A 17,289-nucleotide genomic window follows, 5' to 3' on the forward strand; every position below is an offset into this window, starting at 1 on the left:
TTAACCCGGTAACGGCTCAGATTTTAACAGCGGCAGATATTGCTGGGCTTTGTGCCAGGCCGCCTGCGCCTGCTCTTTTTCGCCTTCCTGCTGAGCGCAATAAGCCAGCAGTGCATACAAATGGCCGTGGTTGGCGTGGTCACGTAACCAATGCTGGGTTTGTTTACGCAGCGCCAGCACTGAACGCCCAAGCGGAATGCGGCGGATGGCCGGCCAGGCTAAAGGCAGGTCCTGCAGCGATAAATTATCCAGCAGTAATTTTTCTGCCTGCTCCGGCTGGCCTTGCACAGCCAAAGCACCAGCTTTGCCTAATAACACCGCCAGCGACTTGCGCTCACGCGCGGGCAACGCCTGCCAATACGCCGCCTGCTCATCAAACAGGCCTTTTTCCGACAAACCCTGCACCGCTACTGGATACACAGTGAAACGATACTGCTGCCAGTCGGCTTTGCTGAACCATTGTTGTTTGATTGCGATCGGCACTTGCTCCAGCAACGTCTGCCACTGCGCCGCGTTTTGCAGCGCCTGTAACCAGAGCCGGCCCAGTTTACCGTCTTTGCCAATCTCCGCCGCTTTGGGCGTCAGATAAGCCACAGCCGCCGGCGCGTTGTTCTGCAGCAACAGCAAATCCGCCACCACATACCAGCTGGCAGATTCATCCGGGTCCAGCGCGGCGGCCGCCTGATTGGCCAGCATCGGCTGACCAGCGTGTTGCGCACTGTAGGCCGCCATCACCTGCTTGATGTGTTCCCACTCAGGCTCGGCCCGGGCGATCTGAAAGGCCTGATGCGCCGCAACCCAATCGTGCCGCGCATAAGCCATCATGCCTTGCTGCAGCGCCTGACGGGCGCGCCGTTCTTTACGTGAGCGCAGAAAACTAAACGACAAGGTCGGCAAATGGAACAGCCGCTTGACCAGCCACCACACCAGCCACAGCGCGAATGCGACGACTGCCAGGCTCAGCAGCATACCAACTACTGTGGCTTCGACGGTGACGCCGCCGAGCACCAGCATGACATAACCCGGGTGATTGGCCAGCACTGGCCCAAATAACATCGCCAGCGCCAGCACCAGCATGGCGAATAGCAGGCGGATCATAATGCCGACTCCGCTTCAAGCGTACCCTGGCGGTAAGCATCAAACACCGCAGGGCTTTTCAGCGGCGCCAGTAACGGCAGGCTGACCTGCAACGCCGACAACACCACCAGTTCATCAGCCATTTGCTGCACTGCAGGTTCGGTCGCGGCGAAATAACGCTGCAGACTGTCGGCACTTTGCTGAATCGCTGCGGCGTACACCGCCTGGTTATGTTGCATCGCCGCCAGTTCCGCCAACAACAGCTGTTGTGTCAGCGTATTACGCACCGAAATTTGTTGCTCGGCGGTCAGGCTGACGCCATCTTCCGGCAAGCTGGCCCGCACCTGCACTAAGCCGCGCCAGAAATTACGCCAGTACAGTGCCAGATTGGCTTGCCAGTCGGCGCTGTCTTCGGTGATTTCTTCTTCAGTGCCATTATCCATCGGTCGCTCAGACTGACGTAGCGGCAACACCAGGCTTTGCTGGCGCAGACTGGATAGGGTCAGATGCAGCTGGTTCAGGTCCGGCGCATTCAGCTCGCCCAGCATGCGTTTGTCCTGGTCAATGGCTTCGCGCACCGGCGTCAGGCTCGGGTCATTGGCCTGTTTTAAGCGTTGTTCCGCCAGTTCCAGCACTTGCTGCACGCCGGAGATATTTTGCTCAAGGAATAATTTTTGTTCGGCGAGGCGCAGGAAATAATCGATTTCCAGTAACTGCCAGCCTTTGATATTGCCGGACTGGCGGTCCAGTTGCTGCTGCAGCTTTTGCAGTTCGGTCTGGGCCGCCAGCGCTTGCTGTTCGACTTTGCCGTTGACGTCGGCTGACACCACCGTCAGCTGCTGCTGCATATTCTGCTGCATCTCGTCCAGTTTGCTCTGGAAAAAGCTGATTTGGCTTTGCTGCTGATTGGTCAGACTTTGTTGTTGTTCCGACATTGAATTCAGCTGCGGTTGCAGGCTGTAAATCGCCCAACCAGCCGCCGCAGCAGCGCCAAGCGCAATTAACAAGGCCAGACTACCCAGCGTCAGGGCCAGTTTGCCCCCGCCCGCTGCTACGGGTTTTGTTGCCGCAGGCGTGCTGTCAGTGGCCAGCACCGGACTCTGTTCGCTCATGGAATTTCCTTCTTAACTGACAAATGGCATCCAGTAACGCCTGATCGTGCGCACTGTCGGCCAACATAATCTGCGCGGGCGCGATGCCAAAACTGATCGCAGTTTCCTGCATCCGCGGACTGATCAAAACCCAACAACGCTGGCGTAACCAGTCGTGGGCGCAGTCCGGCAGCGATTGAAACAGCAGAGATAAAATTTCGTTACTGGTCACTACGATACATTGTATTTGCTGCTGGCGCCACTGGTCAGACAAGCGCTGACCATCCAGTGGTAACGGCACTCTTTTATAACTCTGCACATAACTGACTTTGGCGCCGCGCGCCAGCAAGCCTTGTTTAATCAGCTCCCGGCCGGCATTACCCCGCACAATCACGATATGTTTACCGGCCACATCCTGCAATTGCGGCAAGGCGAGCAGGCCTTCGCTGCGCTGATCATCAGGCGCTGTCACCGGCTTTGTCGTGGCACGTTGCAGCGCTGCCGCTGTGGTGCGGCCCACTGCAAACAGCGGCGCCTGCAGTCTGGTCAGGTCGCATTGGGTTTCGAGGCAAGTGACCGCAGCGATACTGACAAAAATTACCAGTTCAGCATCGAGCAACAGTTGCTGCTCACGTGGTTTCACCGCCACCTGTTGGGTGGTGATCAGCGGCTGGTAGGCATGAGGTATGCTCAGCTGCTCCAGCCCATCCAGCAGGCTGTCCGCCCGCCCGGCGGGCCGGGTGATTAATACGCTGAATGGATCCGGTGGCAGCTGCAGCATAATCAGTGCGATTCGCCGTACACAGCAGCCAGAATGGCGCCGGCACCTTGCGCCAGTAACTTCTGTGCCAACTGCTGACCTAAAGCTTCACCATCGATGGCAGCGCCACGGACTTCAGCCTGTAAAATCTGCTGGCCGTCAAGCTGGCCGACCAGGCCCCGCAGGTGTAACTGATCACCGTCAATCTCAGCAAAAGCGCCAATCGGCACCTGACAACCGCCCTGTAACGCACGGTTCATCGCCCGTTCCGCCAGCACAGCCTGGCGGGTCGCGGTATGTTCCAGCGGCGCTAACAAAGCACGCACCGCCGCGTCATTACTGCGACATTCAATACCAACAGCGCCCTGGCCATTGGCGGGCAGGCTTTCGCTGACCGGCAGATAAGTGGCGATCCGCGCCTGAAAACCTAAGCGGATAAGGCCAGCCGCGGCCAGAATGATGGCGTCATATTCGCCTGCATCGAGTTTCGCCAGCCGGGTATTCACATTACCGCGTAAATCACGGATTTGCAGATCTGGCCGTAACGCCTTGATTTGGCACTGCCGGCGCAAACTGGAGGTGCCGACCACAGCGCCATGCGGCAGCTGATTGAGGCTGGAATATTGATTAGAAACAAAAGCATCACGCGGGTCTTCGCGCTCGCAAATCGTCGATAACATCAGGCCTTCAGGGAACTCCACCGGCACATCTTTCATGCTGTGTACGGCGATATCGGCGCGGTCTTCCAGCATCGCGGTTTCGAGTTCTTTGACAAACAAGCCCTTGCCGCCGATTTTGGCCAGTGGGGTATCGAGAATTTTGTCGCCCTGGGTCGACATCGGCACCAGTTCTACTACTAAGCCTGGGTGGAAAAACTCCAGCCGGGCTTTGACATATTCAGCTTGCCACAGCGCCAGAGCACTTTTGCGTGTAGCGATACGTACGCGTTGAGTCATCAGAAAACCTGTGAATATCAGAGCTGATACCGCCGGCCGGTGTGCACTGGCCGCACGGCAAAAAAAGTGGCGCTATTATAGCCGTTATTGATAAGTGAAACTGTACTGAAAGATCACTTTTTGCGTCTGATCAACAATCTCCACCCGCCAGGGGCCGCGTTGATCGTCCAGCAGCCAGTTTTCGCTGTAGGTCCGCCACGGTGAATCTTCGATGGTCAGCACTGCTTCGGTGTGCAGGGTATCGCGGAAATACCAGCGATGGCGCAGGATTTGGCCGGCGTAGTCTTTTAATTCGGTAAACAGATACAGCCGTTTAATCTGTGAAAAAGCAATTTGCTGGCCGACCGCTTTGCCCGGTTGCAGGTTATTCATCTGATCGGTCAGCACAATGCGGCTAAAGCCTTGCGGCAATACCATCTTTTCTGGCGCAGCAGTGCTTTCAGCAGGCTCCGCAAGGGTTTCTTTCACAGGCGCTGAGGCTGGCGGCTCTGCCGCCAGAATGGATTGGCTGGCCACTTCTGGTCCGGGTATTGCGGGCTCGGACACTTCTGCCTGAAGCATTGCCGGCTGAGCGACAGGTTCCGCCGGCTGTTCAGTTGCTGTTATTTTAGCTTGTGCTGCTGGTTGCACCGTTGACTGCGCTGTCGTTGGCAACGTGGCTGAGACCGCAGCAGTGTTTTGCTGCGCGACCTGCTCAGGTTCAGCGGCCACAGCTGGTTTTACCGGTGCCACCGGCCGCAGCAGGAATTGATAACCAGCCACACCAGCCCCGACTAACATCAAAGATGCCAGCGTGATACGGGTTTTTGACCAGGGTGCCGGCTGCACAACAGGCGTATCAGTCTCCGGAGGCAAAGCTGCCGGATGTAATTTCACTTTAACTGTCAGTCTGGATGCAGCTTCGGACACTCGTTCTTCCTGTAAGGGCTGTTTAGTTACAAAGACTCAGCAGGTTGCAGCAACCGCTGCTGGATAAAGCGGCTTAAATCCGCCACTTCCTGGGCACAAACACTGTGTGCCATGCGGTAATCCAGCCAACTGACCTGAAAACCAGCATATTTTAATGCGTCAAAAGCCGCCTTACCAGCGCTCAAAGGCACCACATCATCCATAGTGCCATGTGCTACCAGCACAGGCGTGGATTTATTGTGACCAGTCATTTCCGCTTTGAGCTTATCCGGCATGCCCATATAAGTGGAGAGCGCCATCACGCCGGCGATTTTATATGGCAGACGCGGCAATAAATGCAGCGCAATCACACCGCCCTGCGAAAACCCCGCCAGCAGAATTTTTTCCGCCGGCACGCCGGAGGCGATGACTTTTTCAATCAGCGTCTGCACTTGGGCCGCCGACTGACGCACGCCTTCTTCGTCGGCGCGATTTTGTAAGTCCATGGTTTTTAAGTCATACCAGGCGCGCATAACAAAACCGTTGTTGATTGTGACTGGCCGCTCTGGTGCATGCGGAAACAAAAAGCGGATGCCGTGACCAGCCGGCAGACGCAGCTCAGGCACAATAGGTGCAAAACCATGGCCGGAATCGCCCAGACCATGTAACCAAATCACTGCAGCTTTGACCGGGCCCGGCGCTGCGACATCGACGTAAGAGAGATTGTTCATCCGCTGATTATCCGAAACTGATGGCGGCACCAGCCTGCTTGCTGCCCGCTTCTGCTAATAATTGCCAGAACTCGATACCGGTTCTGTTATCAATCCACTGCCCGTCGCGCCATTCAAAATGGTGACCATTAAACTTGGTCGCCACCCACAACTGATGCAAAGGTGCTTGTTTATTAATCACAATTTTACTGCGATCCGGGAAAATCACGTTGACTAAGCCACCATGATTTTCCGTATCGATATCCAGGTCCAGCTGCTCGAAGGCTTCTTCCACTGCCAGCAGGACGGCATCGGTCAACTCATCATATTCTACGTCATTCATCCGCTTCACCTGTTTGCTTTTGCTGTTAAGGATGCGATTATAGAGCGCTCAAGCTTCAAAGAAATAAAAATCATGCACGCTGCGTCTTTATCGGTTGGAATTCTGGGTTTATCGCTGTTGCTGCTGGCCGGTTGTGGTCAGAAAGGCCCGCTCACTTTACCCAAAGATCCACCGCCCGCAGCAGAACCTGCGCCGGCCAAGCCTGCTACGTCTCAACCCGTTCAATCCGATCAGCAAGGGTAATTTCAGGTGGATTATTTTCAGTATCAGAACCAGCAACTGCTGGCCGAACAAGTCCCGTTAGCCGACATCGCTGCGCGCTTTGGCACGCCCACTTATGTGTATTCCCGCGCCACTATTGAACGGCATTACCGCGCCTTTGCGGATGCAGCCGGCAACCGCGCTCATCTGGTATGTTATGCCGTCAAAGCCAACAGTAATATTGCACTGTTAAATATTCTGGCGCGGCTTGGCAGTGGTTTTGACATCGTGTCAGAAGGCGAGCTGCGCCGCGTGTTACAGGCCGGCGGCGACCCGGCCAAAGTAGTGTTTTCCGGCGTTGGTAAAACCGAAGCCGAAATTGAGTTTGCGCTCAACACCGGCATCAAATGCTTTAACGTCGAATCCGAACCTGAACTCGACCGCATTCAAAGTGTGGCAGCCCGGCTTGGCAAAGTCGCGCCAATCTCCATTCGGGTCAATCCGGACATTGACGCCAAAACCCATCCTTATATTTCGACCGGCCTTAAAGCCAACAAATTCGGCATCGACATCTTACGCGCACCGCAGATGTATCAATATGCCGCCAGCCTCAGCCGCCTGAAAGTCTGCGGTGTGGATTGCCATATCGGTTCACAGCTGACTGAAACCCAGCCGTTTTTGGATGCGCTGGATAAACTGTTGGCGCTGGTGGATACACTCGCCGCCGCGGGCATAAAACTGTCGCATCTGGATATCGGTGGTGGCTTGGGCGTGACCTATCTCGACGAAACCCCACCACACCCAAGCGAATACGCCGCCGAGGTATTAAAACGCCTTGAAGCCTATCCGGATTTGACGCTGGTATTTGAGCCGGGCCGCGCCATTATGGCCAACGCCGGCGTGCTACTCACCAAAGTTGAATTTTTAAAACCGGGCCAGGAAAAGAATTTTGCCATTGTCGATGCGGCAATGAATGACCTGATCCGGCCGGCGTTGTACAGTGCCTGGATGAACATTATTCCGGTACAGTTGAAACCGGAACTAAAAGCCCAGACTTATGACGTCGTAGGTCCGGTTTGTGAAACCGGCGATTTCCTTGGTAAAGACCGCGCGCTGGCGATAGCTCCGGGTGATTATCTGGTGGTGCGCTCGGCCGGCGCTTATGGTTTTACCATGAGTTCAAACTACAACAGCAGGCCACGGGCCGCTGAAATCCTGGTCGACGGCGATCAGGTCCATCTGGTGCGCCAACGCGAACAGTGGGCAGATTTATGGCGCGGCGAGCAGCTGCTACCAACCTGATACAAGGCGGTACCTAACGGCATGTTATTACAGTTCTCAAAAATGCATGGTCTGGGCAACGATTTTATGGTGGTGGATGCCGTCAGCCAGAATGTGTTCCTGACCAAAGAACAAATCAAACAGCTGGCCGACCGTAACTTCGGTATTGGTTTTGACCAGCTGCTGATGGTGGAACCGCCCTATGACCCGGATCTGGATTTCCATTACCGCATTTTTAACGCAGACGGCTCTGAAGTGGAACAATGTGGCAACGGTGCCCGTTGTTTTGCCAAATTTGTCCGCAACAAAGGCCTGACCAATAAATACAAAATTGCCGTCAGCACCAAGTCCGGCAAAATTGTGTTGTATGTTGAGCAGGACGGCCAGGTCACCGTCAATATGGGTATTCCGCAATTTGAACCGGCCAAAGTACCGTTTAAAGCACAAAAACAGGAACTCAATTACATTCTGCATGGCGACGATGGCACCGATAGCGCCACCGCTTTGTGTGGCGTGGTGTCGATGGGCAATCCACATGCGGTGATCACCGTCGACGACATTCAAAACGCGCCGGTGAAGTTGTGGGGGCCGATTTTTGAAAATCACGAACGTTTCCCGGAACGTGCCAATATCGGTTTTATGCAGGTCATCAATCCTGGTCATATCAAACTACGGGTGTGGGAACGCGGCGCTGGTGAAACGCTGGCCTGTGGCACTGGCGCCTGTGCCGCCGCAGTGGTCGGGCAGATGCAAAAAACTTTGCAGACGCAGGTCCGGGTTGACTTACCGGGCGGAAGCCTGCAAATTCGTTGGAACGGCCCAGGCCAGCCGGTCAAAATGACCGGACCGGCTGAACATGTGTTTGACGGACAAATGGTGTTATGACGGACGTCACAGACGTAAAAGAACTGAATCAGGCTTATTTACACGACCAGCTGGTATATCAGTACCTGCTGGAACATCCGGCGTTTTTCCAGCATCACCCGGAATTACTGTCGCGGCTGCGGTTGCCGCATGCCCAGCGCGGCGCTGTGTCTTTGGTCGAACGCCAGATGGAACTACAACGCGAACGGGTACGCGGTCTGGAAGAAGACATCACCCGGCTGATGACCATAGCCCGGCAGAACGAACATATTTTCTTTGCACTGAACCAGTTACACCTCGATTTATTGGCGGCGCGGCAAAAAACCGACATTCGCCTCGCACTCAGCGCTTTCGCTAACAAAATGCCGCAGGTGCATGCCTGCAATCTGATTGAGTTTAATCACGAGGCTATGGGCGATCATTTCACTGCACTGCAACTGGTGCTGGAACACCGCTTACAAGGCCGGCACTATTATTTTGGCCGGCTGAACCGCGATGAAATGGCGACTTTGTTCCCGCCCAGTATTCATTCGGTGGCGCTCTTGCTTATCAGCCACGCCGACCAGCCGCTTGCCTTACTGGCGTTTGGTTCGCAGCTCGATGATCACTTCCAGCCCAGCATGGACACGCTGTTTATCGATCACATCGCCAAAGTGCTGGCCTTAGTGTTGCCACGTTATGGCCAGCAAGGCCGCTAGCGCCCGGCAGTCTGAGCCGCTAACCGGTGCTGAGCCGGAGCAGCAAGCCGCTGCTTTGGCGCCAGACCCGCTGCTACTGAAGTTTCTGGCTTATCTGCAATTTGAACGCGCCTACAGTGTGCAAACCCTGACCACTTATCAGCAACAGTTACAGGCGGTATGGCTGAGCCAATCCAATCCGGACTGGTTACAACTAACCGAGCGGCAATTACAACAACATATTCTGAGCTGCCGGCAAAGCCTGAAGCCAAAAAGCCTGGCGTTACGGCTGGCGGCGCTGCGCAGTTTTTATCGTTATCTGCAGCAACAAGGCCACAGAGCTGACAACCCGACTTTGTATCTGAAAGTGCCGAAAACCGCCAAACCGTTGCCGAAAAATCTCGATGTCGATGAAATGGCGCGGCTGCTCGATATTGACGAACCAGACGATGATCTGGCGGTGCGTGACGCAGCCATTTTGGAGCTATTTTATTCCTCCGGCCTGCGCCTCGACGAACTGGTCAGTGCCAATCTCGCCGATATCCACTGGAGTGAACAACAAATCCGCGTACGCGGTAAAGGCAATAAAACCCGCGTGCTGCCGATTGGCTCGCTGGCACAGAAAGCACTGCAACGCTGGCTGCAACGTCGACCGGCTTTTGTCGGTGATGAGCCGGATGCGCTGTTTCTGAGCAAACAAAAACGCCGCATTTCCGCCCGGCATGTCCGGCAGCGCGTCGAGCTATGGGCGCGACGTCAGGGGTTGTCGCAACATGTGCACCCGCATATGCTGCGCCATTCTTTTGCCAGCCATCTACTGGAATCGAGCGGTGATTTACGTGCGGTGCAAGAACTGCTGGGCCACGCCAACCTGAGCACGACCCAAGTCTATACCCACCTGGATTTTCAGCATCTGGCCAAGGTCTACGATGCGGCGCATCCGCGCGCCAAGAAATCGCCACGCTGAGTTATTCCGGCATCACACCATATTTATACTGCAATTTACGCACTGAACCGTCGCGCAGCATGTCAGCCAGCGCCAGATCCAGCTGCCGGACAAATTCCGCGCTGACACTTTTTTTACTCAGCATAAAATGCACCTGGCCAATAGTGATGGGAGGGATTGGGTATCGCACTATTTGCTGTTCCAGCTTCTCATCGCGCAGCGCCAGCAAACCATTGGGGAAATAATCCAAATAGAGCTGCACCCGTCCCCGTAGCGCAAATTGATAAAGCGCAGGTTTATCTATGGCTTCTACGACGAATTTGCGAAAAGATGGCTGCTCCAGCAAAGCGCTCACTTGCGAGCCATAAAAATTGCCGCGGATCAGCCCGACGCTATAGCCCCGTTCCGATATGTCAGCCAGCTGTTTGAGTTTTAGCTGGTCGCGCTGCGCCGCCGCGACAAATACCGCGACTTTTTCATCTTCATAAGGTTTAGAAAACCAGGCGTAAGCTTCCCGATCGGCCGATTTTGATGCATTCATCAGCACATCAATCTCACCGCTTTCCAGCAGCATCAAAGACCGCTTCCACGGTGAATCAGTCAGGATCTCCAGTTTGCAGCCTAATCGGCCAAACAATTGCTGCATAAATTCAACGCGGTAGCCGGTGAGCTGTTGTTTTTCATCCAGGAAAGAATAAGGCGGCATGTTGGTAGCGGAGCGGCTAATCACAGTGCGTTGGCACGGCAATTCCAGCAGCGGTGCGGCGGCGGCATTCACACTGCCCAGCAGTGCGAGCAGCCCGAACCCAACAAGACTACCACGACAAATCAGGTTCACTTTGACTCCCAAACCGGACCGGGAAAAGGCCGGTAAAACAAATAGCGGCTGAAAATGCCAGCCAGCATAAGCGATGCATAGCGGCGTTGTCTTGTGGCGCAGACAAGTGTTTCAGCACAACACCCTTACTGAGCCAGACAAGGCCAACAGAGCCATGCATAATAAGCTTTAACCCGAACTGACGGATTTTTCCATGCGTCTGTATAAAAACCTCTCGCCGATTCACGCATTGTCGTTTGACCTCGATGACACTTTATACGCCAACAGCCAGGTGATAACCGCGGCCGAACTGGCAATGCAGCAGCGTTTAACTCAGCTGAAACCGGATTTAGCACATAATGATCCCCAGTACTGGTGGCAACAACGCAAGCTGTTAGCGGCGCAGGATGCGGAGATCCGCCACGATGTCAGCCGCTGGCGTTTACTGGCCGTGGAACAAGGCTTGGTCGCTCAGGGGCTTTCTACCTGTGAAGCTGGTGAAGTGGCAGAATTGGCGCTTGGCGCATTTTTACAGGAGCGCACCAAGATCAGTGTCAGCGCTGAGGTTAAACAGTTATTGGCAACACTCGCCAGTCGTTTTCCATTGGTCGCCATTACCAACGGCAATGCTGATATTCAGCGCATGGGTATCGCATCTTATTTTCAGTTTGCTTTACGCGCGGGCCCGGATGGGCGGATGAAGCCTTATCCCGATTTGTTTCAGCACGCGGCTAAGCGACTTGAACTTGAACCCGGACAAATCCTGCATATCGGCGATCATGTCCGTTCCGATGTACTGGGTGCGCTGAATGCCGGTTGTCAGGCGGCCTGGCTGAATCCGGCCAATAGCCCACAGCCGCAGACGGCGAACCCCCCGCTGGTGCTGCCACATTTGGAACTCAGTGATTTAGCACAATTATTGTTATTGCAGCGGGGTTAAACGGGCTATGCGGTCTATGCCCGGCGGGCCGGAAACTCGCATCTCGTGTGTGCTTGGGTATATAATGCCTGTAAATTTATCCATAGGTTTGAGTTGATGGACGTTTCGCTGTTACTGGATGGTTTAAACGATAAACAACGTGAAGCGGTTGCGGCGCAACCTCAGCATATGCTGGTGCTGGCCGGTGCCGGTTCGGGCAAAACCCGGGTGCTGGTGCACCGGATGGCCTGGCTGATGCAGGTCGAACGGGTCGCGCCCTATTCGCTGCTCGCCGTGACGTTCACCAACAAAGCCGCACAGGAAATGCGCTCACGCATCGAACAAACTGTCGGTGTCAGCCTGAATAATCTGTGGATGGGGACTTTTCACGGTCTGTCGCATCGTTTATTACGCGCCCACTATCAGGAAGCCAATTTACCGCAGGGTTTTCAGATCATTGATTCCGATGACCAGTACCGCTTAGTCCGGCGGGTACTAAAAGCACTGAATCTGGACGAAAAACATTGGGCACCGAAGCAAGTGCAATGGTTTATCAATGGCCGTAAAGACGAAGGCGAACGCCCCGGCACTATGGCGCATGGCGGCGATTTTAATCTGCAGACGCTGATTAAAATTTACGGCGCTTATCAGGAAATGTGCGACCGTGCCGGTCTGGTTGATTTTGCTGAAATTCTGCTGCGCAGTTTCGAACTGCTGAAAAATAACGAGCAGGTGCGCAGTCATTACCAGCAACGTTTCCGCCATATTCTGGTCGACGAGTTTCAGGATACTAACGCCATCCAATACCAATGGTTACGCCTGCTGGCCGGCAACCATGCCCGTGTCATGATCGTCGGCGACGACGACCAGTCTATTTACGGCTGGCGCGGTGCCAAAGTAGAAAATATTCAGCAATTCCTGAAAGATTTCCCAAATCCGGAAACTATCCGGCTGGAGCAGAATTACCGCTCGACCGGCATTATCCTCAAAGCCGCCAATGCAGTGATCAGCAACAATCAGGGCCGGCTGGGTAAAGATTTGTGGACCGACGGCGACGACGGCGAGCCGATTTCGTTATACAGCGCTTTTAACGAACTGGACGAAGCGCGTTTTATTGTCAGCCGTATTCGCGAATGGCGCCGCCAGGGTGGCAAACTGACTGAAGCAGCGGTGCTGTACCGTAACAACGCCCAGTCGCGCGTGTTGGAAGAAGCACTTATTCAGGACGGCATCCATTACCGGATTTATGGTGGGCTGCGCTTTTATGAACGTCAGGAAATTAAAGACGCTTTATCCTATCTGCGGCTGATCAACAACCGCCAGGACGACGCCGCGCTCGAGCGCATCATCAATACGCCAACCCGCGGCATTGGCGATTCGAGCATGGACAAAGTGCGTGAATTCGCCCGCGCCAGTTCACAAACGCTGTGGCAAAGCCTGCAGCAGATGTTGCACCAAAAAGAACTCAGTGGCCGTGCCGCCAATGCCGTGACAGCATTTATGGAGCTGATTAACCGGCTCGATGACGATATCCGTGACTTGTCACTGGATGAACAGGCCGACCATGTGATCCATCAGTCCGGCCTGTACGCGATGTATCAGGCGGAAAAAGGCGAAAAAGCCCAGACCCGTATCGAAAACTTAAATGAACTGGTTAACGCTTGTGCCAACCTCAACTTCAGCAATAACGAAGAGATGAGCCCGTTGTCGGCATTTTTATCGCAGGCGGCGCTGGAAGCTGGCGAATACCAGGCTGAAGAACACTCAGATGCCGTACAGCTGATGACGCTGCACACCGCTAAAGGGCTGGAATTCCCGCTGGTGTTTGTCTGTGGTCTGGAAGAAGGCATGTTCCCGAGCCAGCAAAGCGGCGACGACCCGACGCGACTGGAAGAAGAGCGCCGGCTTTGTTATGTCGGTATGACCCGCGCGATGCAAAAACTTTATCTGTGTCACGCCGAAAGCCGGCGTTTGTATGGCCAGGAGCAGTACAACAAACCATCGCGGTTTTTGCGGGAAATTCCAGCCGAATATGTCGAAGAAATTCGCCTGACCACCACCGTCAGCCGGCCAACGCAATTTAACCGTTTCGGCAGTGCAGCCAGCCACAGCGCCTTTGAAAATACAGGTTTTAAACTGGGTCAGCGTGTCCATCACGAAAAGTTCGGTGAAGGCACAGTGCTGAATTACGAAGGGACCGGCAGCCAGTCGCGCATTCAGATTAACTTCGACCAACTTGGCAGCAAGTGGCTGGTCACGTCGTATGCCCGCCTCACCCCCCTCTGAGTTATTACAAGCCTGGGCGCTGTGCCGGGCGCAGCACTGGCGCTTGCCAGTCTGGGCGCAGGGGGACGACGCCTTTTTGCAGAGTTGCTGGCAATGGCTGCAAAGCCAGCTTCAAAGCACTGACCGTATTTTTTGGTTAGGCGAACCCTGGCCGACGCAGCACGAACAGCTTCAGATCAGACAAATCGCCGGTCAGGCCCGGCAGCAGCTGTTGGGCCAGGAATGTGATGTGTTGATTATTCAGGCCACCAACGGCATGGACTGGGACTTAGTCGCGGCCAGTATGGGCTGTTTAACTGCCGGCGGCATCTGGCTGTTATTGACCGCTGATGCTGAAATATTCAGCCAGCAACCTAACCCAGCTGCGCGGCGTTTATTGTCTTATCCGACGGATGCCGCACAGCATGTGGGCCGGTTTCAGCATTGGCTTGCTTCACAATGGCAACAGCAGCCGCTGGTGCATTGGAGTCACTGTGGTTTGGACAATCGTCTGGAGACACCTGTTGAAGTAACTGCGGAAGCACAATTTTCCGCGCCTTATGCCAGTCACTGTCAGCAACTCGCCGTCGCGGCCATTCACCATGTGGTCAGCGGGCACCGGCACCGGCCACTGGTGCTCAGTGCACATCGTGGCAGAGGCAAATCTGCTGCGCTTGGCCTTGCGGCCGCACAATTGCAACAAGCCGGCAAAACCAGACTGTTTATCACAGCGCCACAGCCGGCGGCAGCACAAGTTGCTTTAGACACCTGCCAACGGCAGCTCGGCGAACACACGCCATCTTTACTGCAGTTCTGGTCAGTCGACCGCCTGCTGGCAGAACAACCTGCCGCAGATCTGCTGCTGATTGACGAAGCTGCCGCGATCCCGGCGCCCCAGCTGCAAGCGCTGACTGAACGCTACAGCAGGGTCGTATTCGCTACAACAGAACATGGCTATGAAGGCACAGGCCGTGGTTTTCAGCTGCGTTTTCAACAGTATTTGCAACAGCACCGGCCGGGCTGGCGCAAGCTGGTTCTGCAGCAACCCATTCGTTATGGCCGGCAGGACCCATTAGAGCTGTTGATCTTTAACAGCTTTTTGCTGGATGAGCCCGATAGACCAGCTGTGACTTTTAACACCTCAGCTTTGCAACCCCATCTATACAGCGCGATGTCGCTGACTGAGCAGCCGGCGTTATTGCAGCAAGTGTTCCGCCTGGCTTGTCTGGCACATTATCAGACCTCGGTACGGGATTTATGGGCGTTATTAGATGACCCCAGCCTGCTGGTGTTCACTTTACAACAAGGTGATGCCGTTGCCGCAGTCGCTGTCGTCAGCCAGGAAGGGCAATTGCCAGCGCAGCTGCTGTCAGAGATTTACCAAGGCAAACGCCGGGTACAGGGCCACTTGGCCGCGCAAAGCCTGACCTATCATTGCCTGTGGCCTGATGCCGGTGCACAGCGCATCTGGCGGGTCCAGCGCCTGATGGTCAGGCCAGATTTGCAACGTCAGGGACTTGGTCGGACACTGCTGGATTTCATCAACACTGAGGCGATGTCCACCGGGGTTAACCTGCTGACCACCAGTTTTGGTGCAACTGCTGCATTGGCGCGTTTTTGGCAAAATGCCGGTTATGTGGCGGTCAAACTCAGTGCCACGCCGGATCAGAGCAGTAATGAATATTCGGTGTTGATGCTCAGGCAAGTCGGCCACAGTGCTTGCGCTGAAACTGCAGCATTACAACAATGGTTTGGATTGAACTTATGGCAACAGGCGGAGACGGCATGGTCAAGGTTGGACCCGATTTTATTGCAACAATGGGCAAAACCTATCGCTGAAACCTGGAGTTATTATGACCAACAGCTGTTGCAGCTTTTTATGCAAGGGCAACGCGATTTTCCGCAGGCCACGATCACATTAAGGCGTTGGCTGAACCTGCATTTTCAAACATTGCCAGCGGCCGAAGCGAGGCTTTGGATTGCCTTATGCTGGCAACGGCAAGACCTGCGATTAAATGCTGCTGAGCTAAGAACATCGTCCCTTCAATTAAGACAAACGGCCTGTTTAGCTGATTTGTATCAAAACCCACTTAGCTAAACGCAGCTAAGCTATATTAGGTTGAATGTCATTTTAGGATTGCTGCAGTATGCAGTTCAGATTCGCTGGTTTTGCTGCGCTCACTATATGTATTGCGTTATGTCTGCCAATTGCGTTGCAGGCACAAACACCAATAAAACTCGGCATGTCAGCGCCTTTCAGTGGTCCGGCAGCAATGCTCGGACAGCAATTCAGTGATGGTGCCAATCTGGTTTTTACTGCACAGAATGCTCAAGGCGGCATCGGTGGCAGACAGATTCAGTTACTGACCGCTGACGATGGTTATGAACCGTTACGGACCGTAGAAAACACCCGCAATTTTCTTTTGAACCAACATGTTTTTGCACTTTTTGGTTATGTCGGCACCCCGACCTCCGCCGCAGTGTTGCCACTGTTACGAAAACATCAGCTGCCTTATTTGGCTCCCTTTTCTGGTGCTGACATCCTGCGCCAGCCGGATGACGCTTTTATCTATAATTTTCGGGCCAGTTATAGGGAAGAAGCAGCGACACAAATTCGTTATCTGATAGACAAACGACAATATCAACGTGTTGCCTTATTAATTCAGGCAGATGAATTTGGTGCCAGTGTCGAACAGTGGTTTAAAGCCGAACTGTCGAAACGCCGACTCGCCCCCGTTGGCATCGTGCGTTTTCAGCGTAATAGTTCAGATATGCACGCAGCCGTCACACAACTGCAAGATGCAAAGCCTGATGTGGTGCTGACGGTCGGAACCTATTTGCCATTGGCGCAGGCCATCCAGCTCGGCCAAAGCCGAGATTTTAATCCGGTGTATTCAGTCGTATCTTTTACCGGTATCCAGCAGTTGCAGCAGCTGCTACAGCCGCCATTTCAGATTTATGTATCCATGGTAGTGCCAGACCCAAATGATCTGTCATCAACATTGGTACAGGCATTTCATAAGGTTACTGCCAGTGAGCGAGCACAACGTAGTGATATCAGCCTGGAGGGATTTGCGGCTGCATCATTATTGGTTTCAGCACTGAAAAAATGCACCCACAATCTAAGCCGGGAATGTCTCCTGCAACAGCTGCCAAAACAACAACTCTATAATTTTCCTCTGCATTATCAGCAAGCATCCCATCAGGCATCGCAACAGATATTTTTGTATCAGCTGAAAAAGGACGGTCTGCACAAGACTGAATTTTGATTCTTATGCTGTGGTTAACACGGCAGAAAGCAGAGTCACCGGGGTTTATGGCCTTGGTCTGGTAAGCTTTAAGCAGAAAACGCAGATTAGGTTGGTTTCTCTAATTATCAGCACCCTTGTGGAGCGTCGGGTGTGCTCAGCCGCTGTGTGACAGCCAGAAGAGCAACATTGGTTGCGTTCTTAAACCCCGTTCCTTTGAGGGTTCTATTGAACTCACCATTGCGG

17 protein-coding genes are annotated in these 17,289 nt (G+C 54.2%); 9 read left to right on the forward strand and 8 right to left on the reverse strand.

What is annotated here, in order from left to right; translation table 11 throughout:
• The 7 genes from ABNT34_RS01765 to cyaY form a co-directional block, all read right to left on the reverse strand.
• On the reverse strand, positions 1 to 1,098 hold the full coding sequence (locus ABNT34_RS01765) for a heme biosynthesis HemY N-terminal domain-containing protein (protein WP_348728256.1): 1,098 nt from the start codon (positions 1,096 to 1,098) through the stop codon (positions 1 to 3).
• Positions 1,095 to 2,189, reverse strand: a complete 1,095-nt coding sequence (locus ABNT34_RS01770) for a uroporphyrinogen-III C-methyltransferase (RefSeq protein WP_348728258.1) — start codon at positions 2,187 to 2,189, stop codon at positions 1,095 to 1,097. Before ABNT34_RS01770 ends, ABNT34_RS01765 begins: the two co-directional genes overlap by 4 nt.
• Positions 2,158 to 2,949, reverse strand: a complete 792-nt coding sequence (locus ABNT34_RS01775) for a uroporphyrinogen-III synthase (protein ID WP_348728260.1) — start codon at positions 2,947 to 2,949, stop codon at positions 2,158 to 2,160. The genes ABNT34_RS01770 and ABNT34_RS01775 overlap by 32 nt, the downstream gene beginning before the upstream one ends.
• Positions 2,950 to 2,951: 2 nt before the next feature.
• Positions 2,952 to 3,884 (reverse strand): hydroxymethylbilane synthase, encoded by a 933-nt coding sequence (hemC, locus tag ABNT34_RS01780; RefSeq protein ID WP_348728262.1) that lies wholly within the window; start codon positions 3,882 to 3,884, stop codon positions 2,952 to 2,954.
• 84 nt (positions 3,885 to 3,968) lie between these two features.
• Positions 3,969 to 4,793 (reverse strand): DUF2914 domain-containing protein, encoded by an 825-nt coding sequence (locus tag ABNT34_RS01785; RefSeq protein ID WP_348728264.1) that lies wholly within the window; start codon positions 4,791 to 4,793, stop codon positions 3,969 to 3,971.
• A 26-nt stretch (positions 4,794 to 4,819) separates the two neighbouring features.
• Positions 4,820 to 5,503: an alpha/beta fold hydrolase gene (locus ABNT34_RS01790; RefSeq protein WP_348728266.1), complete on the reverse strand. Its 684-nt coding sequence runs from the start codon at positions 5,501 to 5,503 to the stop codon at positions 4,820 to 4,822.
• Between the two features lie 7 nt (positions 5,504 to 5,510).
• A complete protein-coding gene (cyaY, locus tag ABNT34_RS01795; RefSeq protein ID WP_031570590.1) occupies positions 5,511 to 5,825 on the reverse strand; it encodes an iron donor protein CyaY in 315 nt (104 codons plus the stop codon).
• A 72-nt stretch (positions 5,826 to 5,897) separates the two neighbouring features.
• Between cyaY and ABNT34_RS01800 the strand changes: the two genes are divergently transcribed.
• Genes ABNT34_RS01800 through ABNT34_RS01820 form a run of 5 tightly spaced genes read left to right on the forward strand, consistent with a single transcriptional unit; the run spans position 5,898 to position 9,815 of the window.
• Positions 5,898 to 6,068, forward strand: a complete 171-nt coding sequence (locus ABNT34_RS01800) for a lipoprotein (protein WP_084164448.1) — start codon at positions 5,898 to 5,900, stop codon at positions 6,066 to 6,068.
• A 6-nt stretch (positions 6,069 to 6,074) separates the two neighbouring features.
• Positions 6,075 to 7,328 (forward strand): diaminopimelate decarboxylase, encoded by a 1,254-nt coding sequence (lysA, locus tag ABNT34_RS01805; protein WP_348728268.1) that lies wholly within the window; start codon positions 6,075 to 6,077, stop codon positions 7,326 to 7,328.
• Positions 7,329 to 7,349: 21 nt separating this feature from the next.
• Positions 7,350 to 8,192 (forward strand): diaminopimelate epimerase, encoded by an 843-nt coding sequence (dapF, locus tag ABNT34_RS01810; RefSeq protein ID WP_348728270.1) that lies wholly within the window; start codon positions 7,350 to 7,352, stop codon positions 8,190 to 8,192.
• Positions 8,189 to 8,869 carry a DUF484 family protein gene (locus ABNT34_RS01815; protein ID WP_348728272.1) on the forward strand — a complete coding sequence of 227 codons (681 nt, stop codon included), beginning with the start codon at positions 8,189 to 8,191 and terminating at the stop codon, positions 8,867 to 8,869. The genes dapF and ABNT34_RS01815 overlap by 4 nt, the downstream gene beginning before the upstream one ends.
• On the forward strand, positions 8,850 to 9,815 hold the full coding sequence (locus ABNT34_RS01820; RefSeq protein ID WP_348728273.1) for a tyrosine recombinase XerC: 966 nt from the start codon (positions 8,850 to 8,852) through the stop codon (positions 9,813 to 9,815). Before ABNT34_RS01815 ends, ABNT34_RS01820 begins: the two co-directional genes overlap by 20 nt.
• Before the next feature lies 1 nt (position 9,816).
• Here the strand turns inward: ABNT34_RS01820 and ABNT34_RS01825 are convergent, their stop codons facing one another.
• The gene (locus ABNT34_RS01825; protein WP_348728275.1) at positions 9,817 to 10,632 is read right to left on the reverse strand and encodes a transporter substrate-binding domain-containing protein; all 816 of its coding nucleotides are present in this window, start codon (positions 10,630 to 10,632) and stop codon (positions 9,817 to 9,819) included.
• A 193-nt stretch (positions 10,633 to 10,825) separates the two neighbouring features.
• On the opposite strand from ABNT34_RS01825, the gene yigB reads away from it, so the two are divergent.
• The 4 genes from yigB (at position 10,826) to ABNT34_RS01845 (ending at position 17,064) form a co-directional block, all read left to right on the forward strand.
• The gene (yigB, locus tag ABNT34_RS01830) at positions 10,826 to 11,551 is read left to right on the forward strand and encodes a 5-amino-6-(5-phospho-D-ribitylamino)uracil phosphatase YigB (protein WP_348728277.1); all 726 of its coding nucleotides are present in this window, start codon (positions 10,826 to 10,828) and stop codon (positions 11,549 to 11,551) included.
• 96 nt (positions 11,552 to 11,647) lie between these two features.
• Positions 11,648 to 13,816, forward strand: a complete 2,169-nt coding sequence (gene uvrD / locus ABNT34_RS01835; protein ID WP_348728279.1) for a DNA helicase II — start codon at positions 11,648 to 11,650, stop codon at positions 13,814 to 13,816.
• The gene (locus ABNT34_RS01840; protein WP_348728281.1) at positions 13,794 to 15,893 is read left to right on the forward strand and encodes a GNAT family N-acetyltransferase; all 2,100 of its coding nucleotides are present in this window, start codon (positions 13,794 to 13,796) and stop codon (positions 15,891 to 15,893) included. The genes uvrD and ABNT34_RS01840 overlap by 23 nt, the downstream gene beginning before the upstream one ends.
• Before the next feature lie 49 nt (positions 15,894 to 15,942).
• Positions 15,943 to 17,064, forward strand: coding sequence for an ABC transporter substrate-binding protein (locus ABNT34_RS01845; RefSeq protein ID WP_348728283.1), 1,122 nt, complete (start codon positions 15,943 to 15,945; stop codon positions 17,062 to 17,064).
• The last annotated feature ends 225 nt before the right edge of the window (positions 17,065 to 17,289 follow it).

Source organism: Rheinheimera texasensis (genome assembly GCF_964031785.1).
Taxonomy (GTDB): Bacteria; Pseudomonadota; Gammaproteobacteria; order Enterobacterales; family Alteromonadaceae; genus Pararheinheimera; species Pararheinheimera texasensis_A.